The organism is Kitasatospora fiedleri, assembly GCF_948472415.1.
Classification (GTDB): domain Bacteria; phylum Actinomycetota; class Actinomycetes; order Streptomycetales; family Streptomycetaceae; genus Kitasatospora; species Kitasatospora fiedleri.
On sequence record NZ_OX419519.1, the window covers coordinates 7596141 to 7613847 of the forward strand.

Here is a 17707-nt window from a genome sequence, read left to right on the forward strand (position 1 = left end):
CGTGGTGGCTGGTGTTGCCGGTGTGGCGGGGAACGGGTGGAGGCGAGCGTGCGCAAGGTGGTGACGGGCACTCAGCTGGCGCTGCGCCTGCTGCTGGAACTGGCCTCGCTGGCGGCGCTGGCCGTCGGCGGTTACGGGGTGTGGGCGGACGGCCCGGTCGTGCTGCGGACGCTGATCGCGCTGGCGCTGCCGGTGCTCGCGGTCGTGCTGTGGGGCCGCTACGCGGCGCCCCGGCGGCCGGTGCGCGACTCGGCCCTGCTCTGGTACGGGGTGCAACTGCTGGTCTGGGGCGGTGCAGTCGCGCTGCTGGCGGCCGGCGGACACTCCGGGTGGGCGTTCGGGCTCGGCGTCGTGATGGCCGTCAACACGCTGGTGCTGTGGTCGCTCGGCGAGTGGTCGCCCGCGATCGAGCGCTAGGCGGACGGTCTGAGCCGAGGGGCTGGCCCGTTCCGGGTAGGGCATGCCGTCGGCGCCGTATCGCGTCGTTCCCACCGCGCGGCGCGGACCGATGACGGACTCGCTGCGAAGGACTTCGGCGCGGGGGCTCCGGCGTGACCGGTCCTGCTCGGCCGGTGAGGCGGGCGTCGGGTACTAAGGCGCGGCGGCGGTCAGGCGGTCAGGCGGAGCGGCGGGGGCGGGCGCGCCAGAGCGAGACGGCGCTGAACACGCACATCGCGGTGATCACCCCCACGGAGATCAGGAAGGCCGGGGAGGTGGGCGAACCCGCGCTCGCTCCGGCGACCACGTACGCGGCGGTGGTCGGTACCACGCCGAGGACGGTGGCCGCCAGGTACGGCCAGAACCTGACGCCGGAGAACGCGCACGCGAAGTTGCCGGCCTGGAACGGCGCGCCCGGGAACAGCCGGATCAGCAGCACGCTGCGGAAGCCCTGTTCGGCCAGGCGCCGGTCGATCTCCGTCAGCACCCGGCCGCGCACCAGCGGCCGCAGTGCCTCGCGCCCCAGCGAACGTCCGAGCGCGAACGCCACCGCCGCGCCGATCGCCGACCCCGCGATCGCCAATGGCACGCCCCACAGCGAACCGAACAGCACCCCCATGCCCGCGTTCAGCGCCGGACGGGGGAGGAAGGCCACCGTCCCGAAGCCGTACGCGGCGAGCGCGATCGGGACCCGCCACGGCCCCGAGGCGGCGGACAGGACGGCGGACGGGTCCCACAGCAGCAGCGAGCCCGCGGCGGCGGCCAGCACGGCGAACAGCGCGCCCAGGCGCAGCAGCGCCCCGCGGTGTGGACGGTGTGCCGTCCGGTGCTGCGGGTCGTCGATGGGGAATTCCGGGGCGTCGGCGCGGGGCGCGGGGGCGCCGGTGCCGGCCTCGGCGGGGTCCGCCGGAGTGCCGGTGCCGGTGCCGGGCTCGGTGGGGGTGGCGGTTTCGGCCGGGGTGGCGGGCGCGGCTATCGGCTGCGGAGCGTGCACCCGGGGAGCTTAACCCGCGCCGAGGGCCGTACCGCCCGGGAGGTACGCCCCCCGGCCGGGTGGGCGGACGCTCACGGGTTGGCCGGGCGGCGCAGTCGCTTGAGCAGGGCGATGTCGGCGGAGTGCCGGACGCCCTCGACCCGGGCGGGGTCGTGGCGGCCGTCCGGGGTCTCGATGACCAGGGGGACGCCGGCGGTGGCCGGGTGCGCGAGCAGCGCCTCGAACGCGGCCGCGCCGATGTGACCGGCGCCGATGTTCTCGTGGCGGTCCTTGCGGGCGCCCGCGACGTCCTGCGAGTCGTTGGCGTGGATCAGCCGCAACCGGCCGGGTCCGATCGCCCGGTGCAGGGCGTCGAAGAGCTCGTCGGCCCCGTCCGGCGCGGCCAGGTCGTGGCCGGCCGCGAAGGCGTGGCAGGTGTCCAGGCAGACGCCGACCAGCGGGTGGTGGTCGAGGGCGTCCAAGTAGGCGGCGAGGTCCTCCATCCGGGAGCAGAGCGAGCTGCCCTGGCCGGCCGTCGGTTCCAGCAGCAGCCAGGGGGCGTCGGGGCCGTACCGGTCGAGGCCGTCCAGGATCGGCAGCACCTGCTCGCGGACCTGGGCCAGCGCCTCCGCGCGGGTGCCGCAGAGCGCGGACCCGGTGTGCACGACCGTGCCGAGGGCGCCGATGGCCGCCGAACGGTGCAGCGAGTGCGTCAGCGACTCGGCGGAACGCTCCCGGGTCGCGTCCGAGTCGGAGCCGAAGTTGATCAGGTACGGCGCGTGCACGTACGCCGGGACGCCCCGCTCGGCGCAGGCCGTCCGGAAGGCCAGGTCGTGTGCCGGGTTCCCGGCCGGGGTCGCCCACCCGCGCGGGTTGGCGACGAACACCTGCACCGCCTCCGCCCCGACCTTCTCGGCGTAGGCCAGCCCCGTCCCCACCAGGCCCTTCCCGGCGACGGGGACGTGGGCACCGATCGGGTTGCGCGGGGCGGAATCCATGACCACGAGCATCGCACGGCAGGACGGAGGCGCAGATCACCGGGGTCGACCCACTCTCGGTGGCGGGTGGCGGGTGGCGGGTGGCGGGTGGCTGGTGGCTGGGGGCGAGGGCGGGTGGCTGGTGGCGGTCGCAGCGGGCGGCGACGGCCACTACGGGGACGGGTACTACGGGGACGGGTACGGGACCGAGACGGGCGGGCCGAGGGCGGGGCGGCGCTCTGGACCCTGGACGTGCCGAGGGGCGCGGGAGTGGATTTCCCGCGCCCCTCGGCGGACGTCCGTCCGCCCATGGTCCGGCCGTCCGTCAGTGGGTCGGCTCCAAGGAACCGGAGGTCGCGACCGGGACGTCCACCGACTTGCGGTGGCGCATCGCCGTCGCGGAGGGGACCAGCGCGGCGACGAGCAGCGTGACCGCGACGAAGGAGACCGTGAGCGAGCTGGCCTGGGCGATGCCGCCGACCACGGCCGGGGCGACCAGGCCGGAGGTGTACGTGATGGTGGCGACGCCGGCGATGGACTGGCTCGGGTTGGTGCCCGCCCGGCCCGCCGCGGCGAACGCGAGCGGAACGACCACGGCGATGCCGATGCCGATCAGCGCGAAGCCCGGGATGGCCAGGTACGGGGAGTCGGCGAGCACCACCAGCAGACCGCCGACGGTGGCGACCATGCCGCTCAGCCGGACGGCGCGCACCGGGCCGAGCCGGCGGACGACCGCGTCACCGGCCAGGCGGGCCGCGGCCATGGTGGCGGCGAAGGCGGTGAAGCAGGCGGCGGCGACGGAGGAGGAGGCGCCGGTGATGTCACGGAGGTAGACCCCGCTCCAGTCCATCGACGCACCCTCGGCGAACACCGCACAGAACCCGACCAGGCCGATGACCATCGCTTCCTTCGGAGGCAGCGCGAAACGCGGCGGGGCTTCCTCCTCGGCTGCCGGCCGGACGTCCAGCACCCCGCGCGACACCACCTGGGCGAGCAGCACGAGGACCGCCGCGGTCACCGCGTACTGCACCCGGGCGTCGGCGTGCTGATGGGCCGCCAGGACACCGAACGCGGAGGCGACCAGGCCGCCGACGCTCCACATGCCGTGCAGGCCGGACATGATCGACCGACCGATCCGCTCCTCGACCTCGACGCCCTGCGCGTTCATCGCGACATCCGACATGCCGGCCGTCGCGCCGTAGAGGAACAGCGCCAGACAGAAGACCGCCAGGTTGGGGGAGAGCGCGGGCAGCGCCAGCGACATGCACCACAGCGTCAACAGGCCCTGCAGTGCCGTCCGGGCGCCGAGGCGGTGCACGATCCGACCGGCCAGCGGCATCGCCACCGACGCACCGACCGCCGGGAACACCAGGGCGAGACCGAGCTGGCCCGGGCTCAGGTGGAGGTGGTCCTTGATCCACGGGATGCGGCTGACGAAGGTGCCGGTGACGGCACCGTGAACGGCGAACACCAACGCCACGCTCATCCGTGCGCGCTGGACGTCCTTGAGAGTCTCGCCCATGCTGGGCTCCCCCTTGGGTCGGTCGGATGGCAATAAACTATCAGGGACCCTGCCTGATAGAAACCTCTGGAAGGATGCAGGCTCATGACGACCGCTCGCACCGCCACGCCGAGCACCGCCCGGGCCATCAACGACCGGCTTGCCCTCGACCTGCTGCTCGAACGGGGACCGCTCACCGCATCCGATCTGCGCGCGCTGACCGGACTCTCCCGGCCCACCGTCGCCGACCTGCTCGAACGACTCCAGCGCAGCGGCCTGGTCGCCCACGCCGGCGAGAGCGCCGCGCTGCGCCGCGGCCCCAACGCCCGCCTGTACGGACTGGTCGCCGACCGCGCGTACCTCGCCGGCATCGACATCCGCGCCAACGGCGTCAGTCTGGTGGTCGCCGACCTGACCGGCCGGACGCTCGGCACGGCCACCATCGCCGCCTCCACTCCTGCCTCCGTTGTGGACGCGCACGGGGGGCCGGCGGACGGCGACCAGCTGGTGGAGCGGACCGTCGAGGCGCTGCTCGCCACCGCGGCCGAGGCCGGGGCCGGGGAACTGCACACCGTGGCCGTCGGCGCTCCCGGCCTGGTCGACCCGACGACCGGCGCGCTCAACAACTCCGGCAAGCTGCCCGAATGGCACACCAAGCTGCTCGCCGCCCTGCGAGCGCGCCCCGGGACGGAGGTGATCCTCGAGAACGAGGTGAACCTGGCCGGGATCGCCGAGCACCGCATCGGCGCGGCCCAAGGCCGGCGGGACTTCGCGCTGATCTGGCTCGGACACGGCGTGGGCGCCTCCGTGGTGCTGGACGGTCGCCTGCGGCGCGGGCCTCCGGGGGCACCGGCGAGATCGGCTTCCTGCCCGTACCCGGGACCATCGGTCTGCCGGATTCGAAGAAGTGCGACAACGGCTTCCACTCCACGGTGTCGAGCGCGGCGGTCTGCGAACTCGCCGCCCGCCACGGGCTCAAGGTCGAGATCGGTGCCGGTGTCAGGGCCGGCGCCGGGGCTGGTGTCGGGAGCGCGGGCGGAACCCGAGCCGGGGGCGTGGCCAAGGACCGGGAACCCGCCGCCGAGGCCGTGGTCCGCCGGGCCGTCGAGACCGGCGCCGACGACTTCCTGGACGAACTCGCACTGCGGATCGCCGTCGGGGCCTCCGCGATCTGCGTCGTGCTCGACCCGGGATGCGTGGTGCTGGGCGGCGAGATCGGACAGGCCGGCGGCTCCGAACTGGCCGGTCGGGTCGAACGCCATCTCACCCGGCTCTCCCCGCTTGCCACCGAGGTGCGGGCCGGTACCGCGGGCGGCGGCGCCGTCCTGGCGGGCGCCGTGCTGACCGCTGGGGACGCGGCGCGACGGGAACTGTTCGGGGGCGACTGAGAGCGCGACCTGGCGCGCGCCGCGCGGAGCGCCGTGCCGAGTACCGGGGCCGATGACCCGTCGGTGCTGCCGAACCGGGGCTCCGCCCTTCGCCGTGGCGGCACCGGGGCGTAGCCGTCCTCCTGCCGCGCGGCGCGCTGGTCTGCAGCTCGTGTCGGCCGCGTCGGTCGTGTGAGGCGGGCGCGGCGAGTCATGGTGCGCTGAGGTGTGGTGGTGACCAGGGTCGCAGTGGCGGGTGGCGGGTCTGGGACGGGCCGGTTCCCGGTCGGAGGGTGGGGCGTGCTGGGGAAGTGGTTTCGGTACGGCAGGATGGCGGGGTCTGCCAGTCCGTTCTTGAATCGTCCGGGAGCCGCATCGATGGTCACGTCCGACCGGCCTGTCCACCCGTACCGCATCGGCGAGGCTGCCTCGATGCTGGGGGTGAGTGCCGACACCATGCGGCGATGGGTGGATGCGGGCCGACTGCCGGCGACGCGTGACGAGCACGGCCACCGGATCATCGACGGGGCGCAACTTGCGGTGTTCGCCCGGGAACTCGCCCGACCGGAGAACGGTGAGGTGGAGGGGCGGTCATCGGCCCGGAACCGGTTCCCCGGGATCGTGACCGCCGTCGTCCTGGGTGACGTCGCGGCGCAGGTGGAGATCCAGGCGGGCCCGTTCCGGGTGGTCTCCCTGATCAGCCGTGACTCGGCGGAGGAACTCGGGCTCGTCCCGGGGGCGCCCGCCACTGCGGTGATCAAGTCGACCAACGTCGTGGTCGAACGGCGCTGAGACCGGGCGGGGCCGAGCAGACCTTCGCGCAGCCCCAGGCAGGCTCCCGCGCCCGCCCCCTCTTCCGCTCCGGTTCCTGCACCGATCGAGACCGAGCCCGAGTGTGAACCCGGGCCCGAGCGTGAACCCGAACTCTGGCCCGTGGCCGGTAGCGGGCCGTTCGTGCAGTACCGACGGCCAGCCGCGGGGCGCGAACTGACGCCGCCTAGGATGCGGAGACCTGCGGTCGACCGGTAGCGGGACGGCCAGCGTTGTGAGTGCCCTGACCGTGCGAGAGGACGATCCCGTTGAAGAGCCGCGTGCGCGCCGTTGCCCATCGTGGTGACCCGTACCTGCACCGCGAGAACACCCTGCCGGCGGTCAGCGCCGCCCTCGCCGCAGGGGCCGACGCCGTCGAGGTCGACGTCCAGCTCACCCGGGACGGGGTACCCGTGCTGCTGCACGACCGTACCCTTGAGCGACTGTGGAACGACCAGCGCCAGATCAACCGGGTGGCGCTCGACCAGTTGGAAGAACTGGCCACTCCCGGGCTCCGGATCCCCACCCTGGCCGAGACCTTGCAGGCCGTCGCCGCGACGGACGGGGCGCGGCTGATGATCGACCTGGACGACAGCGCCCCGGCCGCCGCCACCTGGCAGGTCGTCAGCGAACTCGGGATGGAGTCCCGTGTCGCCTTCTGCGGACCGGTGGTGGCCATGCTCGCCGTCCGTGAACTCGCGCCCGACGCGGAGATTTCGCTGACCTGGAAGCGCCTCCAGTTGCCGAAACAGCGACTGCTCGCCGAACTGCGCCCCAGCTACCTCAACCCGCCCTTCGGGCTGGTGGACGAACGGCTGGTGGCCTCCGTTCACGACGTCGGCCTGGGTCTGGCCACCTGGACCGTGGACCTGCGCCGCACCATGCGACGGATGATCGCCCTCGGAGTCGACTCGCTGACCTCCAACCGAATCGCTCTGCTGCGCCGAACGATCGACCAGCAGCAGGCCTGATCCATCGGTGCCGACCATCCGTACCCGTACTGTCGAGACGGGGAAAGGGAGGGGCGTGCGCGACCGCCGGAGGCGGCGTTCCGACTGGGTCGGCTTACTGTTCCGGCCGCCACGCCACGCCGCCAGCTCCTGCCAGTCGATATGACCGTTATCTGTTGAAATAAGACGATCATGGCGACGGGTTGGCTGCGGAGGTGGCGGTGACGGCTGAGGGCTCTCCGAATCCGCAGGAACCGGACGACCGTCAGAACTCGTCGACGTCCTCCAGGGGCGGAGGAGGCGAAGGGGCCACCAGGGGCGCCTCAGGGCAATCCGCATCAAGTGAGAGTCCTTCCACGGGGGACGAGGGGGCCTCGGGAACGGCGCCCGTGATCATTGCTGGTGGTACGGAGCCGGAGCTGGACGATCGGCGGCCGGCCCAGATGCTGCCCGCGCCGGTTCGATCTGCTGCTGCCTGGTCCGCGGCGGTGATCCTCTTCATCACCGTGGCCGCGTTCGCCGTCTTCGTGGTGGTGGAGCTGCGGGCCGCGACGATCCCGATGCTGATCGCCCTGCTGGCCACGGCCCTGCTCTACCCGGTGATGCCCTGGTTGGTGGACCGGGGCGTCAAGCGAGGTGTGGCGGCCGGACTGACCTGCACCATCCTTGTACTCGTGGTCACGGGAGGGATCGCGCTGCTGGTCAACTCCCTGGTGAGCAGCGCGCCGCAGATCGTCTCCGGGCTCCAGCAGGCGGGCGACCGCATCGCTTCCTGGCTGGGGCCGTTCGGTGACAAGATCCAGTACGCGCTCAAGGAGAGCTCAGGGTCCGGGAGCACCCTGGTGGATTCACTGGCGGACGGAGTCCTGTCCGGGCTGGGGCTGGTCACCCAACTGCTGACCGGGGGAGTGCTCGCCCTCGCGCTGGTCTTCTTCTTCCTGCGCGACGGGCACCGCTTCGGCGACGCAATGCACGAACTGATGCCGGGCAGGCACGCCGACACGGTGATCGCGTGCGGTCAGCAGGCTTTCACGGCGATGGCCGGTTTCATGCGGGGCACCACCCTGATCGCGCTGATCGATGCCACGTTCATCTCCATCGGGCTGCTGGCTCTGGGGGTTCCCGGGGCGGCCGGACTCGGGGCGCTCGTCTTCATGGGTGCCTACATCCCTTTCGTCGGTGCCTTCCTCTCGGGAACGGTGGCCGTTCTGGTGGCTCTTGCGAACGGCGGACTGGGTACGGCCCTGTGGACCCTCGGGGTGGTGCTGGCGGTGCAGGCGATCGAGGGGAACATCCTGCAACCCCTCATCCAGAGCCGGACCGTCGAACTCCACCCCGCCACCATCATGATCGCGGTGGTGGCGGGCTCCGGGATCGCCGGAATCATCGGTGCCCTGCTGGCGGTGCCGGTCAGCGCGGCCGGACTCGGCGTGGTGTCCGTCCTCCGGGGCGAGGCGGAGGGGCCGGGGCTGTCGGGCAGCCGTCGGAAGCGCCAACGACCCGAGTCCTGAGCGGCCGTGCTGCGGGCGCGGGCGCGGGTGCGGGCGTGGGTGCGGGCGCGCCCGGCTCCGGTTCGTGTCTGCTCTGCGTCGGGTCCTCCGAATTCGGTCGGGCGGTCAAGGGGCAGGGAAGTAGGCGGCCATCCAGCGGTCCAACTCGGCGAAGACCTCGGCCCGGACCTGGTCGGCCGACAGGACCAGGTCGTGCATGCCGCCTTCGATCCGGACGGTGGTGACGTGCCGGCCGAGGCGCGGTGCGAGTGCGGCGATGTCGTCGGCGCGCAGGACCGCGTCGGTGCGCATCAGCGCCGGGTCCCACCGGTTGGTGACGGTGGAGGCGGTGGACGCCATCAGCAGGACCGGGCAGTCGATCGAGAGCCCTTGGCGCACCTTCCGTTGGCCGCGCTGGATCGCGGCCAGCCAGCCGGCGAACAGGGGAAAACCCTCGGCGGGCTTCAGGGCGAGATCGAACTCCCAACTGCCCCGGTGGCTCCGGTGGAGGCTGTGGACGTAGTGCGGATTGAGCGGGGCGGGCAGCTTCCGGGTGGGGGCGGTCCGACCGATGGCTTCGAGCGCGGGCGCACCGAGGGTCCGTACGGCCGGGGCGGCGGGCATCGACAGGAAGGGACTGTTGAGGAACAGGCCGTCGACCACCCCGTGGCCGACCCGCCGGGCCGCCCACAGGGCTGCCACCAGCCCGCCCGTCGAGTGCCCGTTCACCAGGAGCCGGGTGTGGCCGTCGAGCTCCCGGATGATCCGGACCGCCTCGTCCACTTCCTCGTCGTAGGCGGCGAGGTCCGTCACGAAGTTGGGGGAGTGGTGCGGGCGCAGCGACCTGCCGTACTTGCGGAGGTCCAACGCGTAGAAGGAGAAGCCGGCCGCCGTGAAGTGGTCCGCGAGGTGGGTCTGGAAGAAGTAGTCGGTGTAGCCGTGCAGGTACAGCACCGCTTGGCGCGACCCCTCGACCAGTCGACGGACCAGAGTGGCACTGACCTCGCCCTCCTCGTCGGGGAGCAGCGGGAGCTCCGCCGCCTCGTACGGGGCGCCCAGGATGTCTTCACGGAACTCCACGCCAGCCACGTCCATTTCCTGCTCTGCCGTGCCGCCCGGGACCACCCCGGGCGGTACCACTCCCGCGACCATACCGGTCGGTAGGATCCTTCGTTTGGGAAGACTGCCCTGGTGGGGCCTAAGCTGCCCGCATGGCTGTCCCTTCGTCGATCGTTCTTCGCCCCGTCACTTCCCGGAGGCCCGGCCGATGAGCGGCATCACCGCCGACGGGGCGGAACCGCGGCCGGCGGAGCGCGAGGTGGCGCTCGGCACCGCCAAGCTGATTCCCGACATCGACGTCGAAGGCGGCTGGCTGCTCACCCTCGACGGCACCCCGCAGTCGTATGTCGACCTCCAGGACCCGACACATCTCGAGTTCGAGTACGTGCAGCGGATCGCGCACCTGCTGGACGTGATCGCGGACCCCGGGGAACCGTTGGACGCCCTGCACCTGGGCGGCGGTGGGCTCACCCTGCCCCGCTACCTGGCGCGGACCCGCCCCGGCTCGCGCCAGCAGGTGGTCGAACTGGACGGCCCGCTGACCGAGTTCATCGCCGAGCACCTTCCTTGGCCGTCCGGTATCGAGGTGACGGTCGGCGATGCCAGGGCCGCACTCGGGTCCGTGGCGTCCGCCAGCGTCGATGTGGTGGTGGCCGACGTGTTCCGCGGCTCGCGGACGCCGGCTCACCTCACCAGCGTCGAGTTCGTACGGCTGGCTGCCGCCGTGCTCCGGCCAGGTGGCTGCTACGCGGCGAACCTGGCGGACGGCCCGCCGCTCACCTTCGCCAAGGCCCAGGCCGCCACCGTGGCGGCCGTCTTTGCCCACGTCTGCCTGGTGGCCGAGCCCGCGGTGCTGAGGGGCCGGCGCTACGGGAACGTCTTGCTGGTCGGCTCCGATGCGCCGCTCCCCACCGGGGAGTTGACCCGGCTGCTCGCCGCGGACCCGTTCCCCGCCAGGCTCACGGAAACGCCGGAGCAAGCGGCAGAGCCGGTCACGGATGCGACGGCCGAGGATTCGCCGCCCCCTCCCAATGGAGCCTTCTCGCTGGGCTGAGCCGGAATGGTGGCGTGGCGGAGTACTGTGCTGGAAGTCGTACCTGATGGGAGGCTCTCCTTTCGGTGACGGGACGGCAGGTGCCTTTCGGCCCTGGGCAGACCGCAGGCCGAGAGTGGAAACGCCGGGCCGCTGGGCGGTCGGTCGATGGTGCTGCCGACATGGGCGGGGTGGCCGGTCAGACGGCGGAGAGGACCAGTCGGCGATTGCGGTTGCGGTAGCCGACCAGTTCGAGAGCGGCGACCACCGGGTGGTTGGAGAGGCTTGTTTCGGCGCGGACCACCTCGGCCTGGGTTTCGGCGGCCAGGATACGGGTGATTTCGGCGGTGATCTCGGCAGCGAAGCCCCGTCCTCGGAATTCGGGCAGGACTCCGAGGTAACCCACTACCGGCACGACGGAGTTGTGCGAGGGGATGGCGAAACCGGCCACCTGCCCCGTCGGTGTCCTGGCTATTCGCCACCAGGAACGCTCGCCGTGCATCTCCCAGCGGTAGAACGCGACCTCGTTCCTGGCGTGTGCTTCTGAACCGATCAGGAGAGCCTCCCGGGTGCACATCGCGTCCAGACTGTTCGGCAGGACCCGGCGGAACAGGTCGACGAAGACTTCGTCGTCGGGCTCGGACGTGAAGAACAACCGACCGGACAGGGAGGGGACAGGATGATCGGTCTCGCGTTCGAAGCGGAGTCGTTCGGCGGCGAGGCGCAATCCTGCGGCCTCGGCCGCGTGGCGACGCCACGCCACCGAAGCGGCGACCTCGGGGTGATCGCGCCAGTCGGGCGGTAGGAAGAGGTGGTAGTCGGGCGCGGGTGTCAGCCCGTCTGCGGCGAACACCTGATGGGCGGCGGTCAGCAGCGCGGCGGCGACCGCACTGCGTGGATCCACGGTCGGACCGGGCGCCCAGGGCGTTCGCCTGCGCGGATCGATGGAGGGCCAGGCCGGATCGGACCGGGCGAACAACGCATCCAGATTGCTCGGATGGACGTCGGTGGGAGCGCCCCACCAGATGGCGACGGCCAGCGGTGCTCGGCCAGGGCCAGGCTCCGCCACCCAGATCCAGCCGGGGCGGTACTCGCCACTGGCCAAACGCGCGCGCACCATCTCTGCGGAGAGCGAGGTGGAAGGGTCGGGCCGGATCTGAGCCAGCACGGCGTCGAGTTCCTGCGGAACGATCGGACGGAAGATCACAGTGCCTCCGGGAAGGGGTGGGAGACGCTGAACCCGATCGTGGCGATCCGCCGCGACTGCTACGCGAGAACGGACCGGCGGGGTGGAGCAGCGATCGGGAGCGCCGCAGAACGGTCGCGGATTATCGGAACCATTGCGGGACTCCCTTCGAAGAGCGGCACTGCGAGACCTCGATGCCCGGACGAGCGAACGCCGGGAGAACCAACGGCGGTACCTGATCCGCCGTCAGCTGTGCCCAAGAGTAGGAGGGTCAGCAGATCGCCTGCAAATTATTATTCGAGGCCGGGATTCCTCGGGTGCGCAGCACTGAGTGGAGAGACCGATCGGATCGGTGGACTGCTCGAAGAGCGAGGAATAGGGCTGATGCGGGGTGGCAGCAGGCGGGAGCCGGAGGTCCTTCGTACCTTCAGCAGTGGTGTCTGCTGCGCCTCGGAGACGTGCACCCCGGAGATGGGTTGATTCGGCTCCAGCGGTGGTAACTAGATTCAGGCGAAGAAAGCGCCGCGCCCCTGCGAGGTGCGTGGCAGGAACGCGGCGGGATCGAAGGAGGGCAGGGCTTTCCGGGGCCGGTGCCCAGTGGGTGGATCAGACTCGATCGACCAGGGCGAAACCGGCGTCGGTGACGGCGGAACGAATCTGGTCGTCCTGGAGGGGTTCGGCGGATTCGATCGTCACCTGGCCGGACTTCGCGTCGGCGGTGACATTGGTGACGCCGTTCAGCGCGGTCAATCCGGCAGTGACGGTTCGCTCGCAGTGGCCGCAGCTCATTCCTTCGACGGTGAAGACAGCGGTGGTGGACATGGATACCTCCAGAGAACATGCGGGACTGGGCGGGCGGCCGAGCAGGGTCGAAGGACGCCGTACAGCACAACGCACTCGATCGGGATGGGACACCGGGACACGCCGATGAGTGCCCCCAACGGGTGGTGTGCTGAATGGGAGTTCGCCAGTGGCAGGCGCGGTCGGCCGCGGCCTTGCGGGAGGCGGCGTCGCGGTGCCGGGGTGGCGTCGTGGTGGTGCAGCATCCCGCTTGGGCCGAGCGGCGTGTAGGGCCGGCATCCGGATGTGCGCAGTGCACCGCCTTGCTGTCGGCGCTCCCCCGCCCTGCCGGGCGCCGGATTTTTCAGACCAAATCCGAATGGACTGGAGAAGTTTATTTCTTGAATTCATAAAAATCTCTCGCTACGGTCGGCCGCGTCGATATCACCGACGCCCGGTGGGGGGCTGTCGGCATGACCATGAGGGGGAAGCATGGCGGGGAAGTCCACGAGCACCATCGAGAAACAACAGCCCGTGCCGGCGTCGCTGAACGTGTCAGCCGCGCGGTTCGCCGTATCCATCCTGCTCGGGTTGGTAGCAGGGCTGGTGCTGCAGACCTGGACGGTGGCCTTCCTGGGGCGCCTGGGCCCAGAGGCGCTCTACGTCCGCTCGGTGTACACCCCGGTCGGTTACCTCGTGCTGGCGGTGACCGAAGGGCTCGTGGTGGCTGCTCAGGTCTCCGCGGGCATCGCTGCTCGGAACGGCAGAGAACGGGACTCCCTCAAGTCCATGCCGACGTTCTTCACCATCGGCGCGGGCCTGCTGGTACTGCAAGCCGTCACCGCGGTGGCGGCCTCGGGCTCCTTCCCGGCCGCTCTCGGGGTCGCGCCCGGCGCCCGGCACGAAGTGCTGGTCTTCGTCGTCGCCGTCGCTCTGACCGGAGTGGTCGGGCTGATCCCCTACCTCGGTACCGGAGTTCTACGCGGTCTGGGCCACACCGGTCCGGCCGCCTGGCTGGGGGTGCTGTTCACCGTGCTGTCCATCGTCGGCATGGTCACGCTCCGCGCGGTCACGGGCCTCGGCGTACTGGCGGTGCCGATCGGGGGGCTGCCCGCCACCGTGATTGTCGGGACGGCTGTCGTGTTCGTCCTCCGGCGGAAGCAGATGGTTTGGCCCGTGCTGACCCTCGACCGGGGTGCGGTCCGTGAACTCCTGGGCCTGGGCGCCCCGGTGGCGGGCACGTTCCTGCTGCTGTCCACCGTGACCTTCGGCTACCTGCGGGTACTGCACGAGGCCGGGCCGACCGAGGTCGCGGGATTCGCCCTCGGGCAGCTGGCCGTCGGACTGCTGATGGTGATCGCGATGGCCGCCGGCTCCGGTGCGGCCGTCGCCGTGACCTTGCGGCCCGGTGAGAACCGGCGAAGTCTCAACCACACGGGCCTGGTCACCGCCTTGCGGCTGGCGACCCCTCCGTCCCTCCTGCTCGGGGCGGCAGTATTCCTGCTCCGGGAACCGATCGCCCGGGCGCTGACCACGGATCGGGCCGCGGCCTCCGTCACAGCCGACTACTTCGCCTGGGTCGGCCCCACCCTGGTGCTCTTCGGCGGAACGCTCGCGCTGCTCAGCTACCTGGAGCAGATCGGTCGAGCGGGGGTGGCCTTCCTGTTGAACGTCGTCTACTTCGCGGCGATGCTGGCCGCCGCGTTCCTCATACCCGGGCCCGTACGCGCCGGGGACCTGGCGAAGCTGATAGCCGCGGGCAACGTCCTGGGACTCGTCGGGCTCTGGTTCAGCGCACGCTTCCTGGTCCTGCGCCGGTGACGCCCCGCCGTCGTGGCCGGGAGGGCTGAAAACGGCTGCGGCACTACGGGCTCGGGGCGGTCCACCACTGCGTTGACGGCTGGACAGCCCCGCTGGCGGGAGGCGCGGCGGGTCAGATTCCCGACAGGTCGTCGGGTACGAGCGAGAAGACGTACAGGTCGACCCGGCCGGTGTGGATGTAGCCGGCGTTCCGGAGGACACCCTCCTTCTGGAACCCCGCCTTCTCGGCGACCCGCTGGGAGGCGGTGTTGCCGGTGGCGGCGAACAACTGCAACCGTTGGAAACCCTGCTCGCCCAACAGCCACTCACCGAGGGCCCGCGTTGCCTCGACCGTCACCCCGCGGCCCCGTGCCCACGGGGCGGTCCAGTAACCGACCTCGCTCACCCGGGCCGGCCAGTCGGTCTTCTTGAGCCCGACGGTGCCGAGCAACTGCCCGGAGTCGCCATCGGTGACGGCGAAGTGGATGCCGTCGCCGGAGGTGCGCAACCGGTGGGACACATCGGTGCACCAGGAAGCTGCGTGCTCGGTGGTGTACGGGTCGGGCAGTGGCAGCCACCGCCGGGTCAACTCGTCGGAACAGGCGGCCCGGGTGTCGTTCACGTCCTCCGCGGTGAAGGGGCGGAGCAGCAGCCGATCGGTGCGCAGGACGGTTTCGGGAAAGATCGGCGGCACAGGGGAGCTCCTGGTCGAGAGGCGGACAGGACGAGACGCGGCCACCGGCAGACCGAACCGGGCCGGAACGGACAGCCGCCCCGTTCGAACCGGCCGATGGAAGGAAACCGGACGGACACGGGCGAGTGCGGGCCGGACTCGGCACGGCCCGGCGCGCCGAAGCTTCGGGTGGGTTCTGGTGTTGAATTGTCGACAGATGGTCCGCCGCTCCGCGGATTCGTAGGTCACGGCAGCGCTCGTGGCCGCTTACCCTACTGGGTGCCGAAAAGCCGGTTTCCACCGGGGACGAACTGGCACCCCGCCCTGGCGAATCCGAGGTTCGGCGGGGTGATTTCCAGTGCCGTGGCAGTCTGCCAACAGCCGCGCGGTCCGTGCAGCCGGGGTCGAAGCGGCACCGGGGACGTGGCAGCCGACGAGCCGGTGCGGAGAGAGTGGGGACGATCGGCGTGGTGGACGGCGCGGACATCTCGGCGGCACGGGTCGACAACACGATGTCGGGCACGGTGCACGGCACCTCGATGCAGGTCGGAACCGTGCACGGAGGCATCACCTTCCAGTACGCGGCTGCCCCGACGGCCGGTACCCGGCCCGATCAGGTACCGAGGCCGCCTCGACGCTTCGTCAACCGTCGCGCCGACCTGGCCCGCCTGGACGGGCTGCTGGCCGAGGGGGCCAGCGCCGTGCTCAACGGCATGCCCGGCATCGGCAAGACCGCCACGCTCTACCGCTGGGCACACGACAACCAGTAGCACTTCCCGGACGGCCAGCTCTTCGTCGACTTCGCCAAACTGCGCTCCGCGGCCGGTGCCGACCTGTCCGAGGCGCTCACGATGTGCCTGCGCGCCCTCGGCATGCCCAACGAGCAGATCGGCAGCGGAACCGCCGAGCTGGAGAACACCTTCCGCAGTGTCTCCCGCGACCGACGACTGCTGGTGGTGCTCGACGAGGTCACCGAACCCGGCCACGTCCGCAGCCTGACCTCCAAGGGCGAAGGCAGCATCGTCCTGGCGACCTCCAACCGGCGGCTCGGCGAACTCGCCCTGCGCGACGTCGAGCTGGTCGAACTCGACGTCTTCGACCCGGCAGCCGCCAAGGAACTGCTCGGTGAACTCTGCGGACACGCAGCCGTCGACGCGGATCCCGACTCCGCCGGCCGGCTCGCCGAGCTCTGCGGTGGCCTGCCGACCGCGCTGCGCATCGCTGCCGCCCGCCTGCACAGCGACCGGCTCACCCTCGCCCAACTCGCCGACGAACTCGCCGACGAGCGCCGACGTCTCGGCCGGCTCACCGTCCAGGGGACCAACTCCACCGGTGTCTCCGCGACCCTCAGCCTCGCCTACCGAGACCAGACCGAACCCGCGGCACGGCTGTACCGCGTCCTGGGCGACCTGCCCGGAGTCAGCTTCGACTCCGGTGTCGTCGCTGCCGCGGCCGTGCTCGACACGGAGACCAGCACCCGGCTGCTGACCGCCCTCTCCGGTGCGCACCTCGTCCACCGCGCCGACGACGGGCGCTACCAGCTGCACACTCTGGTCCGGCTGCACGCCCAGGAGACCGCGCGGAAGACCGATCCGCCGGAGACCGAGCGGCAGATCGTCCAGCGCGTGACCACCCACTACCTGGCACTCGTCACACTCGCCGACCTGACCGTCCGGGCAGACCGGCTGCGCATCCTCGACATCGGCGAAGTGCTGCAGCAGCCCGCGGACCGGATCGACACGCTCGTACGGCACTCGCCCTTCGCCGTCTCCGACACACCGGACCGCGACGCGATCGGATGGCTGGAAGCCGAGCGGCCGAACCTGATGGCCGTGCTGCGCGCTGCGGTCCGGTTCGGCTTCGACCGGCAGGCGTGGCAGCTCGCCGAAGCCCTGACTGTGCTGTTCCTCCACCACCGGCACCTCGTCGACTGGCGGGAGTCCCTGGCCCTCGGCGCGGATGCTGCCCACCAGGACCACCAACCCGCGGCCGAGGCACGACTGCGCAGCATGCTCTCCCGCCCTCTGCTCGACCTGCGCCAGGACGATCGCGCACTGGCAGAGTTGGAGGCCGCGACCGACCTGGCCGATCGTTCGGGCCACCCGGTGCTGCCGGGCTCGGTCCGCGAGTTCCTCGGACGCTACTGGGACCGGCGGGACCCGGAGCGGGCGGCGGCGGCCTACCGGGAGTCGCTGGAACTCAACCAGCGGGCCGGCGAGGCGCGCGGTGCAGCTCTCGCCCGGTACTTCCTCGGACGGGCGCTGCTGGTCGCCGCCGACGGAGCTGACGGCGTCCCGGAACGGAACGCCGACGGATCGAGGGCTGCCGAGGCGGAGCGGGAACTGCGCGCCGTGCACGAGGAGTTCCTCGGCCTGACCGGGGTCGACGGGAAACCGGCGCCGGATCGGCGGATGGCAGCCAGGGCACCGGCCGACCTGGGCCGCGCCCAGGCGAGGATCGGTGCGACGCGGAACGCCAGAGCGATGCAGGGACGGGCGATCGAAGCGCTGGTGGAGCTGACCGAGGACAGCGGCGAGCAGCGGCAGCTGCTAGTGCTCTGACCGCATGGGTTCACCGGGTCACTGCGTGCTTGTCGAGGACGGCTCAGCGATCGGCATCGGCGAGTGGTCCAGCTTTCGTGATAACTCCGGTGCACCAGTCCGGTCGATC

Annotated in this window: 15 protein-coding genes and 1 pseudogene; 9 read left to right on the forward strand and 7 right to left on the reverse strand. The window is 71.4% G+C overall.

Translation table 11 applies throughout. From position 1 onward, the window contains the following. The first annotated feature begins 60 nt into the window (after window positions 1-60). Window positions 61-417, forward strand: a complete 357-nt coding sequence (locus tag QMQ26_RS34670) for a YrdB family protein (protein WP_282204079.1) — start codon at window positions 61-63, stop codon at window positions 415-417. A gap of 199 nt (window positions 418-616) precedes the next feature. On the opposite strand, the gene QMQ26_RS34675 is transcribed toward QMQ26_RS34670, so the two are convergent. From QMQ26_RS34675 to QMQ26_RS34685, 3 genes are all read right to left on the reverse strand, one after another. Beyond that, window positions 617-1432: a TVP38/TMEM64 family protein gene (locus tag QMQ26_RS34675; protein ID WP_282204080.1), complete on the reverse strand. Its 816-nt coding sequence runs from the start codon at window positions 1430-1432 to the stop codon at window positions 617-619. Window positions 1433-1503: 71 nt separating this feature from the next. Next, the gene (locus QMQ26_RS34680) at window positions 1504-2409 is read right to left on the reverse strand and encodes a deoxyribonuclease IV (RefSeq protein WP_282204081.1); all 906 of its coding nucleotides are present in this window, start codon (window positions 2407-2409) and stop codon (window positions 1504-1506) included. A gap of 304 nt (window positions 2410-2713) precedes the next feature. Then, window positions 2714-3910 (reverse strand): MFS transporter, encoded by a 1197-nt coding sequence (locus tag QMQ26_RS34685; protein ID WP_282204082.1) that lies wholly within the window; start codon window positions 3908-3910, stop codon window positions 2714-2716. An 84-nt stretch (window positions 3911-3994) separates the two neighbouring features. On the opposite strand from QMQ26_RS34685, the pseudogene QMQ26_RS34690 reads away from it, so the two are divergent. From QMQ26_RS34690 to QMQ26_RS34705, 4 genes and pseudogenes are all read left to right on the forward strand, one after another. Next, window positions 3995-5277 (forward strand): annotated as a pseudogene (locus QMQ26_RS34690) (ROK family transcriptional regulator). Window positions 5278-5634: 357 nt separating this feature from the next. Continuing rightward, window positions 5635-6048, forward strand: a complete 414-nt coding sequence (locus tag QMQ26_RS34695; protein WP_100838871.1) for a TOBE domain-containing protein — start codon at window positions 5635-5637, stop codon at window positions 6046-6048. A gap of 287 nt (window positions 6049-6335) precedes the next feature. Beyond that, the gene (locus tag QMQ26_RS34700; RefSeq protein WP_318552147.1) at window positions 6336-7037 is read left to right on the forward strand and encodes a glycerophosphodiester phosphodiesterase; all 702 of its coding nucleotides are present in this window, start codon (window positions 6336-6338) and stop codon (window positions 7035-7037) included. Between the two features lie 368 nt (window positions 7038-7405). Then, window positions 7406-8527 (forward strand): AI-2E family transporter, encoded by a 1122-nt coding sequence (locus QMQ26_RS34705; RefSeq protein ID WP_282204083.1) that lies wholly within the window; start codon window positions 7406-7408, stop codon window positions 8525-8527. Window positions 8528-8632: 105 nt separating this feature from the next. On the opposite strand, the gene QMQ26_RS34710 is transcribed toward QMQ26_RS34705, so the two are convergent. After that, window positions 8633-9586 carry an alpha/beta hydrolase gene (locus QMQ26_RS34710; protein WP_282204084.1) on the reverse strand — a complete coding sequence of 318 codons (954 nt, stop codon included), beginning with the start codon at window positions 9584-9586 and terminating at the stop codon, window positions 8633-8635. Window positions 9587-9773: 187 nt separating this feature from the next. On the opposite strand from QMQ26_RS34710, the gene QMQ26_RS34715 reads away from it, so the two are divergent. Then, the gene (locus QMQ26_RS34715; RefSeq protein WP_282204085.1) at window positions 9774-10619 is read left to right on the forward strand and encodes a spermidine synthase; all 846 of its coding nucleotides are present in this window, start codon (window positions 9774-9776) and stop codon (window positions 10617-10619) included. A 178-nt stretch (window positions 10620-10797) separates the two neighbouring features. Here QMQ26_RS34715 and QMQ26_RS34720 read toward each other — a convergent pair whose 3' ends face one another. Both QMQ26_RS34720 and QMQ26_RS34725 read right to left on the reverse strand, forming a co-directional pair. Next, entirely contained in the window at window positions 10798-11805 is a 1008-nt protein-coding gene (locus tag QMQ26_RS34720) for a GNAT family N-acetyltransferase (protein ID WP_282204086.1), read from the reverse strand. A gap of 585 nt (window positions 11806-12390) precedes the next feature. Beyond that, entirely contained in the window at window positions 12391-12606 is a 216-nt protein-coding gene (locus tag QMQ26_RS34725) for a heavy-metal-associated domain-containing protein (protein WP_100838865.1), read from the reverse strand. A gap of 450 nt (window positions 12607-13056) precedes the next feature. Here QMQ26_RS34725 and QMQ26_RS34730 point away from each other — a divergent pair, with 450 nt between their 5' ends. Continuing rightward, window positions 13057-14385: an MATE family efflux transporter gene (locus tag QMQ26_RS34730; RefSeq protein WP_282204087.1), complete on the forward strand. Its 1329-nt coding sequence runs from the start codon at window positions 13057-13059 to the stop codon at window positions 14383-14385. Between the two features lie 112 nt (window positions 14386-14497). On the opposite strand, the gene QMQ26_RS34735 is transcribed toward QMQ26_RS34730, so the two are convergent. After that, the gene (locus QMQ26_RS34735; RefSeq protein ID WP_282204088.1) at window positions 14498-15058 is read right to left on the reverse strand and encodes a GNAT family N-acetyltransferase; all 561 of its coding nucleotides are present in this window, start codon (window positions 15056-15058) and stop codon (window positions 14498-14500) included. Between the two features lie 431 nt (window positions 15059-15489). Between QMQ26_RS34735 and QMQ26_RS34740 the strand changes: the two genes are divergently transcribed. Then, window positions 15490-15807, forward strand: a complete 318-nt coding sequence (locus QMQ26_RS34740; protein ID WP_282204089.1) for a hypothetical protein — start codon at window positions 15490-15492, stop codon at window positions 15805-15807. An 81-nt stretch (window positions 15808-15888) separates the two neighbouring features. Then, window positions 15889-17598 (forward strand): hypothetical protein, encoded by a 1710-nt coding sequence (locus QMQ26_RS34745; protein WP_282204090.1) that lies wholly within the window; start codon window positions 15889-15891, stop codon window positions 17596-17598. Window positions 17599-17707 lie beyond the last annotated feature (109 nt).

Coding starts and splice junctions, on each gene's coding strand:
- QMQ26_RS34680 (WP_282204081.1), bottom strand. CDS start 2,409: ATGGATTCCGCCCCGCGCAACCCGATCGGTGCCCACGTCCCCGTCGCC.
- QMQ26_RS34685 (WP_282204082.1), bottom strand. CDS start 3,910: ATGGGCGAGACTCTCAAGGACGTCCAGCGCGCACGGATGAGCGTGGCG.
- QMQ26_RS34695 (WP_100838871.1), top strand. CDS start 5,635: ATGGTCACGTCCGACCGGCCTGTCCACCCGTACCGCATCGGCGAGGCT.
- QMQ26_RS34715 (WP_282204085.1), top strand. CDS start 9,774: ATGAGCGGCATCACCGCCGACGGGGCGGAACCGCGGCCGGCGGAGCGC.
- QMQ26_RS34725 (WP_100838865.1), bottom strand. CDS start 12,606: ATGTCCACCACCGCTGTCTTCACCGTCGAAGGAATGAGCTGCGGCCAC.
- QMQ26_RS34730 (WP_282204087.1), top strand. CDS start 13,057: ATGGCGGGGAAGTCCACGAGCACCATCGAGAAACAACAGCCCGTGCCG.
- QMQ26_RS34745 (WP_282204090.1), top strand. CDS start 15,889: ATGTGCCTGCGCGCCCTCGGCATGCCCAACGAGCAGATCGGCAGCGGA.